This is a genomic window from Grimontia sp. THUN1695 (assembly GCF_059704325.2).
On the sequence record NZ_AP046577.1, the window covers coordinates 1,334,874 to 1,350,952 of the forward strand.

A 16,079-nucleotide genomic window follows, 5' to 3' on the forward strand; every position below is an offset into this window, starting at 1 on the left:
GCGGATTCAGGGCAAGGCATCCCCTACCCAATACATTTCGGGCTTATTCCGTGTTTGTTATTGTGGTTATGAAGTGTGATAGGCCCTATCCAGGGTCGAAAAAGCGCACAGTACTTGCCTGATCAGGCTGCGTAGTGACTGGAAAATAAGGTTCGAGCCAATTTCGCCACTGTGTATAAAGCGCAGGGTGTGAGGCAGCCACCACGGTTTGGGCCTCCATGGTGTTATCAAATAACGGCTGACCACAGAATGTGCCTGACACGCCTCCAGCTTCTTTCAATATCAGGCACCCTGCGGTGTAATCCCAAAGCTTCTGGTTACCGTGTAGGTATAACTGACAACGGTTGGCTGCAATCCAGCACCAATCCAATGCGCTGGCACCGAAACTGCGTTGTGAACGGTAGGGTTGCTGTGCAGCGAGGTTTGAAGCCATTTCGTCTGGCAGCCGCTTAAAATCGACAAGTGCCATCGCACTTTTCAGGTTGGCTGGTGCTTTCAAGTCAGTGCAATCGAGTGCAGTGCCATTGAGAAATGCACCGTGCCCCTCTGCCGCATAAAAGCACTCATCGCGAACAGGGTCATACACCATACCAATACAGATTTCTCCCTTATAAACCAGTGACAGTGAGGTACAAAAATAAGGAATACCAAAAGCAAAATTACTCGTACCATCGATGGGATCTAGCACCCAGAAGGGCTGTTTGTCCGCATTGAAAATCGACAGCTGCAGGCTTTGGGATTGTTCTTCTCCCAGCACGGGAATATCCGGCCAGTAGGTTTGCAGCGCATCTATCATGCGCTTTTGCATCTCGGTGTCTGCGATGGTGAGAATGTCACGGTTGGTTTTGTAGCTGATTTCTGATTCCCCCAATCCGCTGCGGAACCGGGGTAACACTGCTTTTATGGCCGCGCTCCTGACGATATCGAATAGCAAAGATCTCACATCTTCGCCTGACATTTTCAGCAAGGTATATAACGTCAACGCTGCGGCCATCTGTGAGGATTCTCCCTTCATTGATACTGCCCTCCATTGTGATATAGCAATCGTGATGCCAGTTGTTGCCACCTTGTTAAGTTATTGGGTTTCAATTCCTTTCGATGTATTAGCAAGTCACTGAAGAATAACAGGCGTCAGCAGGTATCCGATTTGGGTAAAAAGTGGTTAGTCGGTTTCCATTAAAAAAATGACCCACATTTGCGGGCCACTAGTTATACTTTATTGCGCGAGAGTTTATGCAGTTTCACGCTGCTCTTTATCCATCGTCAGGTGATAACGTTCTACCCGTTCAACCTCCTCCCGGGCGCCGATGATCACTGGAATGCGCTGGTGAAGACGGTGAGGTGTCACTGAAAGGATCCTTTCCCTTCCTGTAGAGGCAACGCCACCCGCCTGTTCGATGATGAAGCTCATCGGGTTGGCTTCGTACAGAAGGCGCAACCGCCCTTCTTTGACGTTTTCCCGGCTGTCCTTCGGGTACAGGAAAATGCCTCCCCGCATCAGGATACGGTGAACCTCGGCCACCATGGATGCCACCCAGCGGGTATTGAAGTCACGCCCCCTGGGGCCTTCTTTACCTGCCACCACTTCATCGATGTAACGCTTAACCGCGGGCTCCCAGTGACGCTGGTTTGACATATTGATCGCAAATTCGCTGGTTTTCTCAGGGATCGTCAGCTTGGGATGGGTCAAAATAAACTCACCGATGTCCCTGTCCAGCGTGAAACCGTTTACGCCCTGGCCTGTTGTGAGCACCAAATTGGTTGCGGGGCCATAAAGGACATAGCCGGCACACACTTGCTTCGCTCCCGGCTGCAAAAAATCATCTTCCGTAGGTTCTGTGACACCGGGTGGGCAGCGCAGAATGGAGAAAATGGTGCCGATAGACACATTCACTTCAGTGTTAGAAGAGCCATCCAGTGGATCAAATACCAGCAGATATTTCCCCTTTGGAAAACGGGCTGGAACAGGATAGATGTCTTCCATTTCTTCTGATGCCATGCCACTAAGGTGCCCTGACCACTCCAGCGCATGGATCAAAATTTCATTGGAAATCACATCCAACTTCTTCTGGGTTTCCCCTTGTATGTTTTCGGTTTCTGCTGACCCCAACACGTTGATCAACTGACCACGACTGACATCATCAGCGATCTCTTTGCACGCCGTAACGATAGCACTGAGTAACAATGTGAAGTCTCCCGTTGCTTCGGGAAGCTTTCGTAAATCTTCGATAATCAGTCGGGTAAAGGTTGTCCCTGTTCTCATGATCTTCTCCTTACAACGCCGGTACACGCTTCGAAAAGCGATCATGAGTGGTTTCAACACTCACGCGGTTGGAACCATGCAACACCAACTCTTCAATCAGCGGTTGCATGATTAACTCCATCGCAAACCCCATCTTGCCGCCAGGCACCACGATGTTGTTACGACGCGACATAAACGACCCATGGATCATGTTAAGCAAATACTGAAAATCAACCCCGGTTTTCTTAGGATCACGGAAGCGGATCACCACCATGCTTTCATCCAGTGTCGGGATATCCCGCGAGATAAAAGGATTCGAGGTATCCACCATGGGCACGCGTTGGAAATTAATGTCAGTCAGCGAAAACTGAGGCGTGATGTAGTGAACGTAATCGTGCATACGGCGCAATATGGTGTCTGTTACCGCTGCACGGCTGTAGCCGCGTACGTTGGTGTCACGGTGGATTTTCTGAATCCACTCCAGGTTGACGATCGGTACCACCCCAATGAGCAAATCAACATATTGGGCAACGTTGCTGTTTGGTGTCACTACCCCGCCATGCAAGCCTTCATAGAATAAGAGATCCGATCCTTCAGTGATCGGTGACCATTGGGTAAAGGTGCCGGTTTTTGCATTGTGAAGCCGCGCTTCTTCTTCGTTGTGAATATAGTAACGACGCAGTGCGGTGCCAGTTTCAGCATAGGCGCGAAATGTTTTCTCCAGCTCGCTGAAATCATTCCCTTCGGGGCCGAAATGACTCAGGTTTTTCCCCTTTTCTTGTGCACGCTTCAGGCGTTCGCGCATCTCCATACGATCATATTTGTGGTAACTGTCGCCTTCAATCACCACAGCATTAAATTGGTTGCGGCGAAAGATTTGCTCCATCGCGTTCTTAACCGTTGACGTTCCCGCGCCCGATGAGCCGGTAACGGCAACAATAGGATGTTTTACTGACATATGTGTTCTCCTTCAGATGAAATGCGATAGTAGAATTCAGATCGGTTTTATCTGACGGCTGGATCAAGTTCACCTGTCGCATAGCGCGCAGACATCGCCTCGAGACTGATCGGAGTAATCTTTGATGCCATCCCCGCACAACCAAATGCGTCATATCGCTCTTTGCACAGGGTTTCCATCGCTTTTGTTGCAGCACTGAGGAACTTTCGTGGGTCAAAGTTACTGGGATTCTGCGCCAGGAAACGACGCACAGCTCCAGTACTTGCCATCCGCAAATCGGTATCTATATTGACCTTGCGGACACCGTGACGGATCCCTTCCACGATTTCCTCAACAGGCACGCCATAGGTTTCACCCATGTCTCCGCCATACTCATTAATGATCTGCAGCCAATCCTGTGGCACCGAAGAAGAACCGTGCATAACCAGATGGGTATCCGGGATCCGGTTGTGGATTGCCTTAATTCGCTCGATAGCCAGAATCTCACCTGTAGGGGGTCGGGTAAACTTGTAAGCACCGTGGCTGGTACCGATCGCAATGGCCAACGCATCAACGCCAGTTTGTTTCACAAACAGCGCCGCCTCTTCGGGATCTGTCAGGAGCTGATCGTGACGCAACACACCTTCGGCGCCTGAACCATCCTCTTCGCCGGCTGTGCCGGTTTCCAGCGACCCCAGACATCCAAGTTCACCTTCAACAGACACACCGCCAGCGTGGGACATCTCTACCACTTTTGCAGTGACATCGCAGTTGTATCTATAACTCGCGGGGGTTTTCATATCTTCATGAAGCGAGCCATCCATCATCACAGACGTAAAACCTTGCTGGATAGACTGGAGGCATACTGCAGGTGAAGCGCCATGATCCTGATGTACCACAACAGGGATCGACGGCCATTGTTCGACGGAAGCCAGCATCAGGTGGCGCAAGAATGACGCACCGGCATACGTACGGGCACCCGCAGAAGCCTGAAGGATCACTGGGCTGTCACTGGCCGCAGCCGCCCCCATAATGGCGTGAACCTGTTCCATGTTGTTCACGTTGAAAGCGGGAACGCCATATCCATGTTCTGCTGCGTGATCCAGCAACTGCCTTAAACTGATAAGAGCCATAACTTTCTCCTTGCATATCAATTAATCAATGTCGTTACCGCGCTGACGGGCTGTTTTGTCTGATCAGGCATTCCGCCTGTTTCACGATGTTTTCTGCCGTCAGGCCAAAGTGTGCGTAAAGTTCCGGTGCAGGCGCAGATCCCCCAAAGGTGTCAATACCCATTACCAGTCCCTCTGTGCCTACAAATTTGTGCCAGCCAAGAGTGGCGCCTGCCTCAATGGATATCCGGTTTTTAACCGAGGGAGGCAGCACGCTGTCTTTGTAGGGCTTCGGTTGATTGTCAAACGCTTCCACACACGGCATTGAAACCACGCGGGTTCGGACAGATTTTCGGTTCAGCAACATGGCAGCGTCAGTCGCAAGTTCAACTTCCGAGCCTGTTGCGATCAGGATCAGATCTGGATCATCGCCAAGATGTCCCTCATGCTCCCGAAGTACGTATCCCCCCCGCTCGATAAGCGGCAATTGGTCCGCTCGCCTCAGCTGATAAGCCAACTTTTGGCGGGAGAAAACCAGGATGTGCGGGCCGGATTTATCCTCAATCGCCTTTTTCCATGCCACTGCTGTTTCTACGCCGTCGCAAGGACGCCACACCGTTACATTCGGCATGGCACGGAAGCTGGAAACACGTATTGATCCGCATCGCTATACCATGTGGCAGGGAGAATGCCTTCGGTTCTTCGCAAAAATTCAGCGGCTAAAACCGGATACTGTTCAGCGTAAGCCGTGAATGTGGTAGTCCAGAGGTTTTCCCGTAACGCCCCCTGCTCTTTGTCGTCCCAGTAGGTTTTGATTTTGGCTGGGATCTCAAAAGGATCGTGGTTCCAGTGAAGTGCTTTCCGCGTTCTTTCCGCCTCTTCTTCACCTAACGGCGCACCATGTACATCATGACTTCCGGCTTTTTTCGGTGAACCTTGGCCAATGACGGTTTTGCAACAGATCAGGGTTGGTTTGCCTACGGCCGAACGTGCGTCCATGATGGCTTCCCTGATCGCGTAGTGATCATGACCATCGACATTATCAATCACGTGCCAACCATAAGATCGGAATCGCTGTGGTGTATCGTCGGTCAACCAACCTTCAACATTCCCATCAATTGAGATGCCATTGTCATCATAAAAAGCAATCAGTTTTGACAGCTTCAGCGTACCCGCCAGCGAACAGACCTCATGGGAAATCCCTTCCATCAAGCATCCATCACCAAAAAAGACATAGGTGTAATGGTCAACAATGTCGAAACCGGGGCGGTTAAACTGGGCTGCCAGTGTTTTCTCTGCCAGTGCCATGCCAACAGCATTTGCCAACCCTTGCCCTAAAGGCCCAGTTGTTGTTTCTACGCCTGGTGTTACACCAAACTCTGGGTGCCCTGGTGTTTTGCTTCCCAGCTGTCTGAAGCTTTTCAGATCGTCGATAGACACCGCGTAACCGGTGAGGTTTAACAGGCTGTATATCAGGCAAGAGGCGTGACCATTGGAGAGGACAAATCGATCACGGTTACACCAGTCTGGATTGTTGGGGTTATGTTTGAGGAATTCGCGCCACAATACTGTTGCGATGTCAGCCATGCCCATGGGAGCACCCGGGTGGCCAGAGTTCGCTTTTTGAACCATATCGACGGCCAGCATTCTCAATGCATTGGCGCAGTCATTGTGAATATCTGACGATACCGGGGAAGGGTGATAACTGGCTTCAACCGCTTTATATTTCTCAGAAATATCACTTATTTTACTCATAAACTATTCCCTATTTTGTTTAATCTTCCAATAATTTCGTGATCTTCCTATTTGTCTGGTATTTATTTCTCGCTTTGGCGAAAAAATTCAGGCATCTGGCATCAATAATTTAATGAAAGCAAAACCCACATATAAGAAGTGAATGGTTCCGAAATTAAACAGAATGGGGTTAACACTCCAATCAGGAATAATTTCAAATTGAATAAGAAACATTTATACATCTGTCATATCCCTAAAAACCATTTTAAAAACACCACAACATCAACTTTATCCATTTGATATTGATAATTTTTATTATGGTGACAAGTTTTTTCCTCTCATCTCACACGAAATGATTTTTAAGACATATCAACAAGCTAAGAAATAATTATCCTTGGTATAAGAACTTCCAATTTCACTTTAATGAAAAAATAACAACACTGGAGGAAAACCAACGGTGAAATGTTTACATTCATTCGATGGTGATTTATCAACGGAAGCAAATAAGGAAATTGGGTTATGGCAAAGAGTTATCAGGCAGGTGTTAAGGCGTATAGGGATACGTACTGGATGCCCGAATATATTCCTACAGACACAGATTTATTAGCATGTTTTAAAATTGAGCCCCAGCCTGGCGTCCCTCGGGAAGAGGCTGCGGCGGCAGTGGCGGCAGAATCATCCACAGGGACATGGACAACCGTTTGGACCGATCTGTTGACAGATCTGGATTATTACAAAGGCCGCGCCTATGCCATTGAAGATGTGCCCGGTGATGACACGGCGTTTTACGCGTTTGTTGCTTACCCCATCGATCTGTTCGAAGAAGGCTCTGTGGTCAACGTGTTAACTTCTCTGGTTGGTAACGTTTTTGGTTTCAAAGCCATTCGTGCTCTGCGCCTTGAAGACGTTCGCTTCCCTATTGCCTACGTCAAAACCTGTGGCGGTCCACCAAACGGTATTCAGGTTGAACGTGACAAACTGAACAAATATGGTCGCGCACTTTTGGGTTGCACCATCAAGCCCAAGCTTGGACTGTCAGCCAAAAACTACGGTCGGGCTTGCTATGAAGGGCTTCGTGGCGGTCTGGACTTCACCAAAGACGACGAGAATGTTAACTCACAGCCATTTATGCGCTGGCGGGATCGTTTTGAATATGTGGCGGAAGCTGTTCACCGTGCAGAACGTGAAACTGGTGAAAAGAAAGGCCACTACCTGAATGTAACAGCGCCTACACCGGAAGAAATGTATCGCCGGGCGGAGTTCGCTAAAGAGCTCAACATGCCAATCATTATGCATGATTACCTGACTGCGGGCTTTACCGCCAACACTGGGCTGGCGAATTGGTGTCGTCAAAATGGTATGTTGCTGCATATCCACCGCGCAATGCACGCTGTTCTTGACAGGAATCCACGACACGGAATTCACTTCCGCGTGCTCTCCAAGTGTCTGCGTCTGTCTGGTGGCGATCACCTCCACTCTGGCACCGTCGTTGGCAAATTGGAAGGCGATCGCGAAGCCACGTTGGGTTGGATAGACATCATGCGCGATCGTTTTATCAAGGAAGATCGCTCCCGCGGCATTTTCTTCGATCAGGACTTTGGTGCCATGCCAGGCGTGTTACCCGTTGCCTCTGGCGGTATCCATGTATGGCATATGCCTGCGCTGGTGTCGATCTTTGGTGATGACGCTGTGTTCCAGTTTGGGGGCGGTACGCTTGGCCACCCTTGGGGCAACGCGGCAGGTGCTGCAGCAAACCGGGTCGCACTGGAAGCCTGTACCCAGGCTCGCAATGAAGGACGGGTTCTTGAACGCGAAGGAAAAGACGTTCTTACTCAGGCTGCGAAACACAGCCCGGAATTAAAAGCCGCCATGGAAACGTGGAAAGAGATCAAATTTGAGTTCGACACCGTTGACAAGCTTGATGTTGTCCACGCCTAACCTGCCCATTGATAGATAAAGGAGATACCCAATGAGTGAAGTCATGGATTATGCATCACGCCTGACCGACCCGCACAGCCGGAAGTTCGAAACCTTTTCGTACCTGCCCCGGATGACAGCGGATCAAATTCGCCGTCAGGTTGAATTTATTGTCAGCAAAGGCTGGAACCCAGCGATTGAACACACCGAGCCCGAAGAAGCGGGCGGCGCTTATTGGTATATGTGGAAATTACCTATGTTCGGTGAAACCAATGTCGATCACATCCTTAATGAGGCTCAGCTTTGCCATAACCTGAATCCTAATCACCATGTGCGATTGGTCGGTTATGACAATGATAAACAGAGCCAGGGAGCGTCAATGGTTATCTACCGTGCGCCTGGATTTGAATAGTCCCAACCTATCCGTCCGCTTTGACGGATAGACCGGTTCGATAGGGCCTTGGCTGGGAATAATTTAAGTCCTGTTGCTCCCAGCCCTTTTTCTGTTTTCTCAAGACTTGGCATTCACTGGAAAGAAAACGACAGGGAGAAACACATGAGCCAGGCTATCAAGAGTTTGCCCATACATAGCCAGTATTTAATCGAAAATGAACCTTACTACCGGGAAGCGGGTGACGAAATTTCATTATATAAAGCGGCCTATGACTCCCGCATACCCATGATGCTCAAAGGTCCGACAGGCTGCGGGAAAACCCGTTTTATTGAGCATATGGCGTGGCGATTGGGGAAACCGCTGATCACCATTTCCTGCCACGAAGACATGACGGCATCAGATCTGATTGGGCGTTACCTGTTAAACGCAGAAGGCACCTATTGGCAAGATGGGCCACTGACTAGTGCAGCAAGAATCGGTGCTATTTGTTACCTTGATGAAGTGGTCGAAGCCAGGCAGGACACCACCGTCGCCATCCACTCCCTTACCGATTACCGCCGAACGTTGTCGCTCGAAAAGAAAGGCGAATTACTGTCCGCACACGAAGATTTTCAACTGGTGATCTCCTACAACCCCGGTTACCAGACCCTGATGAAAGATTTAAAGACATCCACCAAACAGCGTTTTGCCGCTCTTGAATTTAGCTATCCCGATGAAGAGGCCGAAATTGCCATTGTTTGCCATGAAACCGGCATCGATGAAGGCACTGCCGGACGTCTGATTCAAATCGCGCACCATGCACGTAATCTGGTTGGACACGGCTTGAACGAAGGCATTTCTACCCGCTTGCTGGTCTACACGGCACAACTGATGAATAAAGGCATTCCCCCCGTCGCCGCCTGCCATATGGCGTTGGTACGTCCATTAAGTGATGATGTAGACATCCGTGAAACCTTGGAAGCCACCGTGCAAGGCTGTTTCTGATTGAAGCGATGAATACCGGAGGAAAGCATGGAGAGCCAACGGAAGGCAAAGGCTGAAAATATTGAAGGTCTGTTAGCGTCACGAACGGAAACGCTGCAATGCGCCTTTCAGGCTGGATTACGAGAAACCGAGAGTGTGGGCTCTGTTAAAGAATTGGATGCTTTTCTTAACGCTGCCACCTGTTTTTGTTCATCAAAACAACCAGATGAGGTTATCACTGCGTTTTTTATTTCTGTGCCTAAGGTAATCAAAAATAATTGTGACAACGTCACTATGGAAATTAAAGAAAGCATTGATACACTTTCAAAATGGCTTGGTGTTGAACGGTTAACGCAGTTTCTCAACGTGCTTCCTCAAGTTTCAGCACGTCTATGCAGTCGCGAAGCCCTTATTATTTATCTCAAGCTGGTCAACCAACTGGCCCAAACTGCACCACGCAGCCTGAAGGTTTTCTTACTGAGATCTCCCCAGCTTTTGACGACGCTTCCTATATTGGGTCTTCGACACTGGGCGATGATCGGCGCACACTCACATGCACACCAGATTGATGCATTGAATAACTATTTCACCCTTCAATCCCCGGAAAGTCAGAGTATTTTTCAGCGCCAGCGAAAAGGTACCCTGTTTGTCGATGTGCAAAGGCATCTGCATTTCTATCTTCGTGCAATCTGGGGACGCGATTTTTTTCTTCGCCCCATGATCAGCAACGCTGCTGAGGACATTGAAGAACATGAAACAACCGCATCCCCTTACCCAACTCTCAGTGGTGGCATCATTGCGCTCCCTGATGCATTAGAATCACCCGACGACAACCCTGAGCTTTCGGCAAAAAACCTTTACCGGGCAAGCGCTGCACATGCCGTTTCCCACTTAATGTATAGCCGCCCCAGAGTGAAATCCGAACACTCAAGCCTCCAGCAACACTGTTATGAATTGCTGGAAGATGCCCGGGTCGAGGCACTCGCCATTCACCACTTTCCAGGCTTACGCCAATTGTGGTTGCCCTTTCACCTGGCTAACGCCAACGGCAAACAAGAATCAGGGCTTTCTCTTGGTCTGCTGACAGGAAACATTGAAGATGCAACCACACCATTCCATCCCATTATCAATGCATTCAACCAATTGATTATGTTGGATAATCCTTTAGAACAACAGGAATTGGACAAACTGAGTGGTCGATTGGCGGAGATATTGCAACACGCTGAGGCTGAAGAAGCAGAACCACTCATCTACCGTGATAACAACGCTTGCCTCTGGTATGAAAACACCGACGCGTATCCATGGCCACTTCTTTCTGAGCCTCAGGTAAAGCGCACAGTGAATGTCATGGAGATGGTCAACGAAATCGATAATGAACTCGCCGATGATAATGCGCAGGAAATCTGGGTATTGGAATCAGAGTTCTTCCGTGATGGCGATCCGGAAAATGTGTCCATGAATGAACTTGAGGGTAAACAGCAGGTTTCTTCTCCGTTCTACTATCCCGAGTGGGACTATAGTGCCGGCCAAACCCGGCCGTCATGGGTAACGCTCACCGAGCGGTCGATAAAAAAAGGCGCATCAGACGCCATAGATGCCTTGCTTGACACCAGGCAGGCACAAACCCGCAAAATCAGAACTATCGTTGAAGCCCTGCAACCCAAAGGATTGCAGAGACTAAGAAAGCAATTTGAAGGTGACGAACTGGATCTGGATGCAGCAATTGAAGCGATAAAGGAAATCCGGCGCGGCGCACTCCCGGATATGAACATTGATCAACGCCTGATCCGTCGGGAGCGGGACTTGGCCGTGCTGGTGTTGCTGGATCTTTCCCAATCGACCATGGAGGCTCTGCCTGACGCTAACAATGACAGCACAGTGCTGGAAATTGCAAAGGAAGCGACGGTGATGTTAGCAAATGCAATTAATGACATTGGCGATCCCTTTGCTATCCATGGCTTTTATTCCAACGGGCGAAATGATGTCCGCTACCAACGCTTCAAGGATTTTGAACAAGATTATGATGACGACGTGAAAGCCAAACTGGCAGGCATGACGGGCAGTCTTTCAACAAGGATGGGGGCAGCGTTGCGACATGCAAAAACATTTTTGGCACAACAACCTCAGCAAAAAAAACTATTGTTATTGATCAGTGATGGTGAACCTTCTGACATCGACTGTCTGGACCCGCTCTATCTTCAGGCAGATACCAAGCATGCGGTTGATGACGCGCTGGCAATGGGCATTACACCTTTTTGCCTGACTATCGATACGGAAGCCGATCATTATATTGGTCAGATGTTTGGCTCGGGTCATTATTCAATACTTGATAACGCAAGTCGTTTACCTGATGTACTACCCAGTCTGTTTGCCAGCATTACAAGGGCTGCATATTGACGTAGCGTGTTAGGGTCAGTTAACCCTAGTGGTCACAGCTTATACAAGGAGTGTTGTTATGCATCTGACGCTAAGGCAATTAAATATCTTTCAGGCTGTTGCCACACATCTGAGTTTTACACGCGCCGCTGCCGAGTTGCACCTCACCCAGCCTGCTGTCTCGATGCAAATTAAACAGCTCGAAGACAACATAGGCTTGCCTTTGTTTGAACACTTGGGAAAAGTGTTGTTTCTGACACATGCTGGCGAAGAGTTACTGGGGTATTGCGAACGGATTTCTGAACAACTCCGGGAGGCAGAAGACGCGTTTGACAAAATGAAGTCACTGAAAACAGGGAAATTGAAAGTAACGGTCGCCAGCACAGCCAATTATTTTGCGGCCCGGTTGTTGGCAGCGTTTTCCCAGCAGCACCCTGATGTCAGAATCAGTTTAAACGTCACTAACCGTGAGCAACTGCTGAAAGATATCAAAAGCAATGACTGCGATTTAGTGATCATGGGCAAACCTCCTGCTGAATTTGATGTTCAAGCAACAGAGTTTATGGAAAACCCTTTGGTAGTGATTGCCCCCGTGAATCATCCCCTTAGCCGTCAACGAAACATTCCACTGTCCGACATTGCCAAAGAACCCATGGTGGTCAGGGAAAAAGGGTCAGGCACCCGCTTTGCCATTGAACGTTTCTTTCACGGCCAAGGCTACGAATTGAATGTCTCGGCAGAAATGAGTGCAAGCGAAGCGATAAAACAAGCTGTCTCTGCAGGGTTGAGTTTGGGGATTGTCTCAAGTCATACTATTGCGCTAGAACTGGAAGCTAACCGCCTGGTGGTATTGGATGTTGAGAAAATGCCAATCATTCGGCATTGGTATCTCGTCCACCGGAGTGATAAGTCACTGTCACCTATCGCCCTCGCCTTTAGCCACTATCTCTTAAAACAGAAAAGTGAAGAGATATCTTTGACGTCGCGATCCATAAAAGTATGACAGCGTTCTGCGTTTGTATTTCACGTAATGAAAACGACAAACGCGGCAGTTCTATTTTACGTGACGTTGTAGCGTTCTTTTGAGTACAACAGCACGTATCGGTTTGGTCACGAAGTCATCCATGCCTGCGTCAAGACAGCGTTTCTTATCTTCACTCATCGCATTGGCAGTCAGTGCGATGATGGGTAACTGATACCCTTCTTCACGAAGTTGTTTTGTGGCATCAATACCACAAAGCACAGGCATCGACATATCCATTAAGATCACGTCAAACTGGACGTGTGATCCATGGAAGAGGTCAATCGCTTCTTTCCCGTTGTTAGCAACAACAACATGGTGTCCCGCCTTTTCAAGCATCAACTTCACCACCATTTGGTTTGCTTTGCTGTCTTCAGCAACCAGGATATTCAGTGAGCGAAGGTCATGGCCGTCAATGCAGTCTGTTTTCACTTGCTCACTTTGTAGAGGCTCAGTAAGGGGGATGTCGATGAAGAACGTGGTACCGACGCCGGGCTTGCTCTCGAAATCTATGCTGCCATTCATCATGGAAACCAGTCTTTTACAGATAGAGAGTCCCAGACCGGTGCCGCCATATTGTCGAGTAATGCTACCGTCGGCTTGGGTAAAAGGTTGAAAAATATCCTTTCTACGTTCAGCATTGATGCCAATGCCTGTGTCACTCACTGAAATTTTCAGTCTGTTATTAACAGCACTCATCGCCACGTCTACCCTGCCTTCTTCTGTAAACTTGACGGCGTTGCCAACCAAATTTAACAAAATTTGAGTAAAACGGTTCCCATCCTGATAAATGCTATCAGGTACATTATCGGCGATATCCATCTCCAGCTTTATCGCCTTATGCGAGGACGCTTCCCGAAGTTGGTTAAATACAATAGTGACACTGTCACGAGGATTGACAAGTTCAGGATGAAGAGAGAAACGTTCAGATTCAATACGTGATAAATCAAGGACATCATTAATAATGGTCAACAACAATTGCGCTGATTTATCCATCTGAGAAACCCAGACAACCTGTTCATCATCCAGAAGAGATTGCTGTAGTGCATCAAGCAGCCCCATAACAGCATTAAGTGGCGTTCTAATTTCATGACTCATCATCGCGAGGAATTGCGATTTAGCTGCATTAGCAGATTCCGCTTGTTGTCTTGCCTGCTGCAACTCATGGACCCGATGTTTACGTACCGTAATATCTTTTGCTGTCCCTCGAAAACCCATGCAATTTCCGCGTTTGTCGTAATAAGGTCTTCCTGACAAGCTGATCCACTGTTCTTTTCCTCCATGAAAAACGTGCCATTCAACTTCTGAAAAAGGTTGTTCCAAATGAATGAGTTCGAGCAGTTTATGTTTCACCTCCGGTTGGCGATTAAGTTGATTCATGATCGCTTGAGGTTCAGTGGAAAATGATTCGTTGGAGGGGGATGACAAATAGGTAAATTGCAGGTTGTTATTGATTTCCCAGAACCAGTCACCCGCTGTCTTTGCAAAGTCCCGGAAACGTTGACGGCTGGCAGTGAGTTCCTGAGTTTTTGCTGCCACCAGACACTGCAGCCTTTCCCGGTAATCAATATCAATAATCGTACGTTCAATCAACGGCCGGAAACGTTCAATAACATGTTGCGCTTTGGTATCAAATCCCCCTTTCCGGGATGCAAAAAGAATCAAAATGGATTCGCTGGCGTTGACTGTCGTGCCAGTGATCAGCGCAGAGCGGCACAAATCAACATTCGTGTCCAGCAATAAGGAAAATTCTTTGACACGTTCGGGTGCATAAAGGATCACGGTCTGACCATTGACACAGCGTGAAAACATGCCGCTGTCCTTCCAAAGGAAACCTTCAACATGTGGCGAAGTCGATACCAAACAGGAATAGAAATCTTCCGTCTCTTTATTACGGGTGAGTACCAGAGCGTTTTCAAACGAAACATACCGTTCAATCACATTTAGCAGAGTATTGAACAATTCAAGTTTATTGCTAGCACCAGACATAGCGGAAATTGCCGAGAGGATCGCCCGGTTCTCGTCTTTGAATTTCTGCTCTCTCTCTTCAACGCGGCTCAGTTCGAACAGCGTTTCCTGCAACTTCTCTGAGACTGCGCCAGTCATAGCTCATCCTTGTGAAACAAAGCAGCGGATATCATCAAATTTCCGTGGGCAATTTCCCCGCCAAGAAACAGCCCTTGCTCACCAAAGGTAAACGGGCAAATAAAAGGAGCATGGTGTATGGATGAGCGCATATTTGCAGCAACACTGTGCAAGTAACTGCGGACATGCAACATACAACCTGCGCAATAAATCGCCAGACCACCTATCGGCTCGCACGGATTTTTATCGTGATCACTGGCTGAATAAATCACCCTGCCTGCGCGCGATACCAACATGTCAGTTGTACCAGACATAAAGTGCACAATGTCACCTTCTTGAAGGTTACAAAACATCTGGATACCGCCTTCCTGGGACACCGAAGCAGGATGCGACAATGTGTAATAAGGCATACCGTGCACTTCACCGGTTTGACGCCCAAGGGGAAATAGGGTCGATTGTTCAAAAAGTGTATCGGGGCTGATAGGAGCACCATTCGCTTCACGATACCATTTAGCGTAAACATCAAACGCGGGTTGGTCATCGAGCGCAACAAGGGTTCGCCCGTCAACTTTCGTCGCAATGGCATTTGGACCCATTGGCGCATACCCGTTATGAAAAGAATAACTGACTCTCGCCGAAGGAAAGAAAACCGCCATAGCAATCCCGTTGACAGTCACGCGATCATTATCAAGTAATGACCATTTTCCACTGACACCATCATCTGCTGCGGAGCCGCCAATAATAGGAATGTTTACGCCTAATTCGTCCCTGATTGCCTGTAAAATGGTTTCCTCACCCCCGGGAGTGGCGTGTAATGTTACCAGTGCCGGTAGCTCGCCAGACCGGCCACTGTTATCGATGGCCTGGCGAAGAACATGTTTGGCAGATTCGAAAATGTTCTCTCCCTGCTTTAATTCACACAATGCAGTTCCATACGCACCTTGTGGATCGTCAACCGCCCAAGCTGCCAATGAGTGACCTCCGACAAATCCTTTGTCTGTCATTGTGCCCTGACAAGAAGAACATCCAATCACGCAGGTATTCGGGAAATAATGATTGATCGCTTTACGGATGCTTTCTGCATCTTGCGTCTCGGTATAATAAAGCAGCATCAGAGAAGGGGCAGAAAGTTTTCTGAAGATCTCGTCAGCAACGGCTTGAATAGCCTGGACAGGATTGTGGTCGGAGGATGAAGATGTCGCAATTCTCATTTATACATACACAGCAGGTTGCGGCAATACATCCAATAATAGTCCTCACGCTTCGACAAACTCCAGTTTTTACCGTGATTCTTTTCG

General features: G+C 48.5%; 11 protein-coding genes and 1 pseudogene. 5 read left to right on the forward strand and 7 right to left on the reverse strand.

The genetic code is table 11. From position 1 onward, the window contains the following. Positions 1-85: 85 nt before the first annotated feature. The 5 genes and pseudogenes from AC6IB1_RS09575 to AC6IB1_RS18630 all read right to left on the reverse strand — a co-directional run bounded on the left by AC6IB1_RS09575 (position 86) and on the right by AC6IB1_RS18630 (position 5,938). On the reverse strand, positions 86-1,015 hold the full coding sequence (locus AC6IB1_RS09575) for an inositol monophosphatase family protein (RefSeq protein ID WP_497568834.1): 930 nt from the start codon (positions 1,013-1,015) through the stop codon (positions 86-88). 216 nt (positions 1,016-1,231) lie between these two features. Continuing rightward, positions 1,232-2,263 (reverse strand): class 1 fructose-bisphosphatase, encoded by a 1,032-nt coding sequence (locus tag AC6IB1_RS09580; RefSeq protein ID WP_005505381.1) that lies wholly within the window; start codon positions 2,261-2,263, stop codon positions 1,232-1,234. A 10-nt stretch (positions 2,264-2,273) separates the two neighbouring features. After that, entirely contained in the window at positions 2,274-3,200 is a 927-nt protein-coding gene (locus AC6IB1_RS09585; RefSeq protein WP_005505379.1) for a phosphoribulokinase, read from the reverse strand. 47 nt (positions 3,201-3,247) lie between these two features. Beyond that, the gene (gene fba / locus AC6IB1_RS09590) at positions 3,248-4,312 is read right to left on the reverse strand and encodes a class II fructose-bisphosphate aldolase (RefSeq protein ID WP_497568835.1); all 1,065 of its coding nucleotides are present in this window, start codon (positions 4,310-4,312) and stop codon (positions 3,248-3,250) included. Positions 4,313-4,346: 34 nt separating this feature from the next. Beyond that, positions 4,347-5,938: pseudogene (locus AC6IB1_RS18630) on the reverse strand (transketolase family protein). A gap of 606 nt (positions 5,939-6,544) precedes the next feature. Between AC6IB1_RS18630 and AC6IB1_RS09605 the strand changes: the two are divergent. From AC6IB1_RS09605 to AC6IB1_RS09625, 5 genes are all read left to right on the forward strand, one after another. Continuing rightward, a complete protein-coding gene (locus AC6IB1_RS09605) occupies positions 6,545-7,963 on the forward strand; it encodes a form I ribulose bisphosphate carboxylase large subunit (RefSeq protein ID WP_497568837.1) in 1,419 nt (472 codons plus the stop codon). Positions 7,964-7,994: 31 nt separating this feature from the next. Continuing rightward, positions 7,995-8,354 carry a ribulose bisphosphate carboxylase small subunit gene (locus tag AC6IB1_RS09610; protein ID WP_497568838.1) on the forward strand — a complete coding sequence of 120 codons (360 nt, stop codon included), beginning with the start codon at positions 7,995-7,997 and terminating at the stop codon, positions 8,352-8,354. A 144-nt stretch (positions 8,355-8,498) separates the two neighbouring features. Further along, on the forward strand, positions 8,499-9,320 hold the full coding sequence (locus AC6IB1_RS09615; protein ID WP_497568839.1) for a CbbQ/NirQ/NorQ/GpvN family protein: 822 nt from the start codon (positions 8,499-8,501) through the stop codon (positions 9,318-9,320). A 27-nt stretch (positions 9,321-9,347) separates the two neighbouring features. After that, positions 9,348-11,696, forward strand: coding sequence for a nitric oxide reductase activation protein NorD (locus AC6IB1_RS09620; RefSeq protein ID WP_497568840.1), 2,349 nt, complete (start codon positions 9,348-9,350; stop codon positions 11,694-11,696). Between the two features lie 58 nt (positions 11,697-11,754). Then, positions 11,755-12,678 carry a LysR family transcriptional regulator gene (locus AC6IB1_RS09625; protein WP_497568841.1) on the forward strand — a complete coding sequence of 308 codons (924 nt, stop codon included), beginning with the start codon at positions 11,755-11,757 and terminating at the stop codon, positions 12,676-12,678. Positions 12,679-12,729: 51 nt separating this feature from the next. Here the strand turns inward: AC6IB1_RS09625 and AC6IB1_RS09630 are convergent, their stop codons facing one another. Both AC6IB1_RS09630 and AC6IB1_RS09635 read right to left on the reverse strand, forming a co-directional pair. After that, positions 12,730-14,802, reverse strand: coding sequence for an ATP-binding protein (locus AC6IB1_RS09630; RefSeq protein WP_497568842.1), 2,073 nt, complete (start codon positions 14,800-14,802; stop codon positions 12,730-12,732). Continuing rightward, positions 14,799-15,992 carry an FIST signal transduction protein gene (locus AC6IB1_RS09635; RefSeq protein ID WP_497568843.1) on the reverse strand — a complete coding sequence of 398 codons (1,194 nt, stop codon included), beginning with the start codon at positions 15,990-15,992 and terminating at the stop codon, positions 14,799-14,801. The genes AC6IB1_RS09630 and AC6IB1_RS09635 overlap by 4 nt, the downstream gene beginning before the upstream one ends. Between the last annotated feature and the right edge of the window lie 87 nt (positions 15,993-16,079).

What these genes read in the sequence shown, in the direction of transcription:
- AC6IB1_RS09635 (WP_497568843.1), bottom strand. Translation starts at nt 15,992, where the DNA reads ATGAGAATTGCGACATCTTCATCCTCCGACCACAATCCTGTCCAGGCT.
- AC6IB1_RS09580 (WP_005505381.1), bottom strand. Translation starts at nt 2,263, where the DNA reads ATGAGAACAGGGACAACCTTTACCCGACTGATTATCGAAGATTTACGA.
- AC6IB1_RS09575 (WP_497568834.1), bottom strand. Translation starts at nt 1,015, where the DNA reads ATGAAGGGAGAATCCTCACAGATGGCCGCAGCGTTGACGTTATATACC.
- AC6IB1_RS09620 (WP_497568840.1), top strand. Translation starts at nt 9,348, where the DNA reads ATGGAGAGCCAACGGAAGGCAAAGGCTGAAAATATTGAAGGTCTGTTA.
- AC6IB1_RS09625 (WP_497568841.1), top strand. Translation starts at nt 11,755, where the DNA reads ATGCATCTGACGCTAAGGCAATTAAATATCTTTCAGGCTGTTGCCACA.
- AC6IB1_RS09615 (WP_497568839.1), top strand. Translation starts at nt 8,499, where the DNA reads ATGAGCCAGGCTATCAAGAGTTTGCCCATACATAGCCAGTATTTAATC.
- AC6IB1_RS09610 (WP_497568838.1), top strand. Translation starts at nt 7,995, where the DNA reads ATGAGTGAAGTCATGGATTATGCATCACGCCTGACCGACCCGCACAGC.
- AC6IB1_RS09585 (WP_005505379.1), bottom strand. Translation starts at nt 3,200, where the DNA reads ATGTCAGTAAAACATCCTATTGTTGCCGTTACCGGCTCATCGGGCGCG.
- fba (WP_497568835.1), bottom strand. Translation starts at nt 4,312, where the DNA reads ATGGCTCTTATCAGTTTAAGGCAGTTGCTGGATCACGCAGCAGAACAT.
- AC6IB1_RS09630 (WP_497568842.1), bottom strand. Translation starts at nt 14,802, where the DNA reads ATGACTGGCGCAGTCTCAGAGAAGTTGCAGGAAACGCTGTTCGAACTG.
- AC6IB1_RS09605 (WP_497568837.1), top strand. Translation starts at nt 6,545, where the DNA reads ATGGCAAAGAGTTATCAGGCAGGTGTTAAGGCGTATAGGGATACGTAC.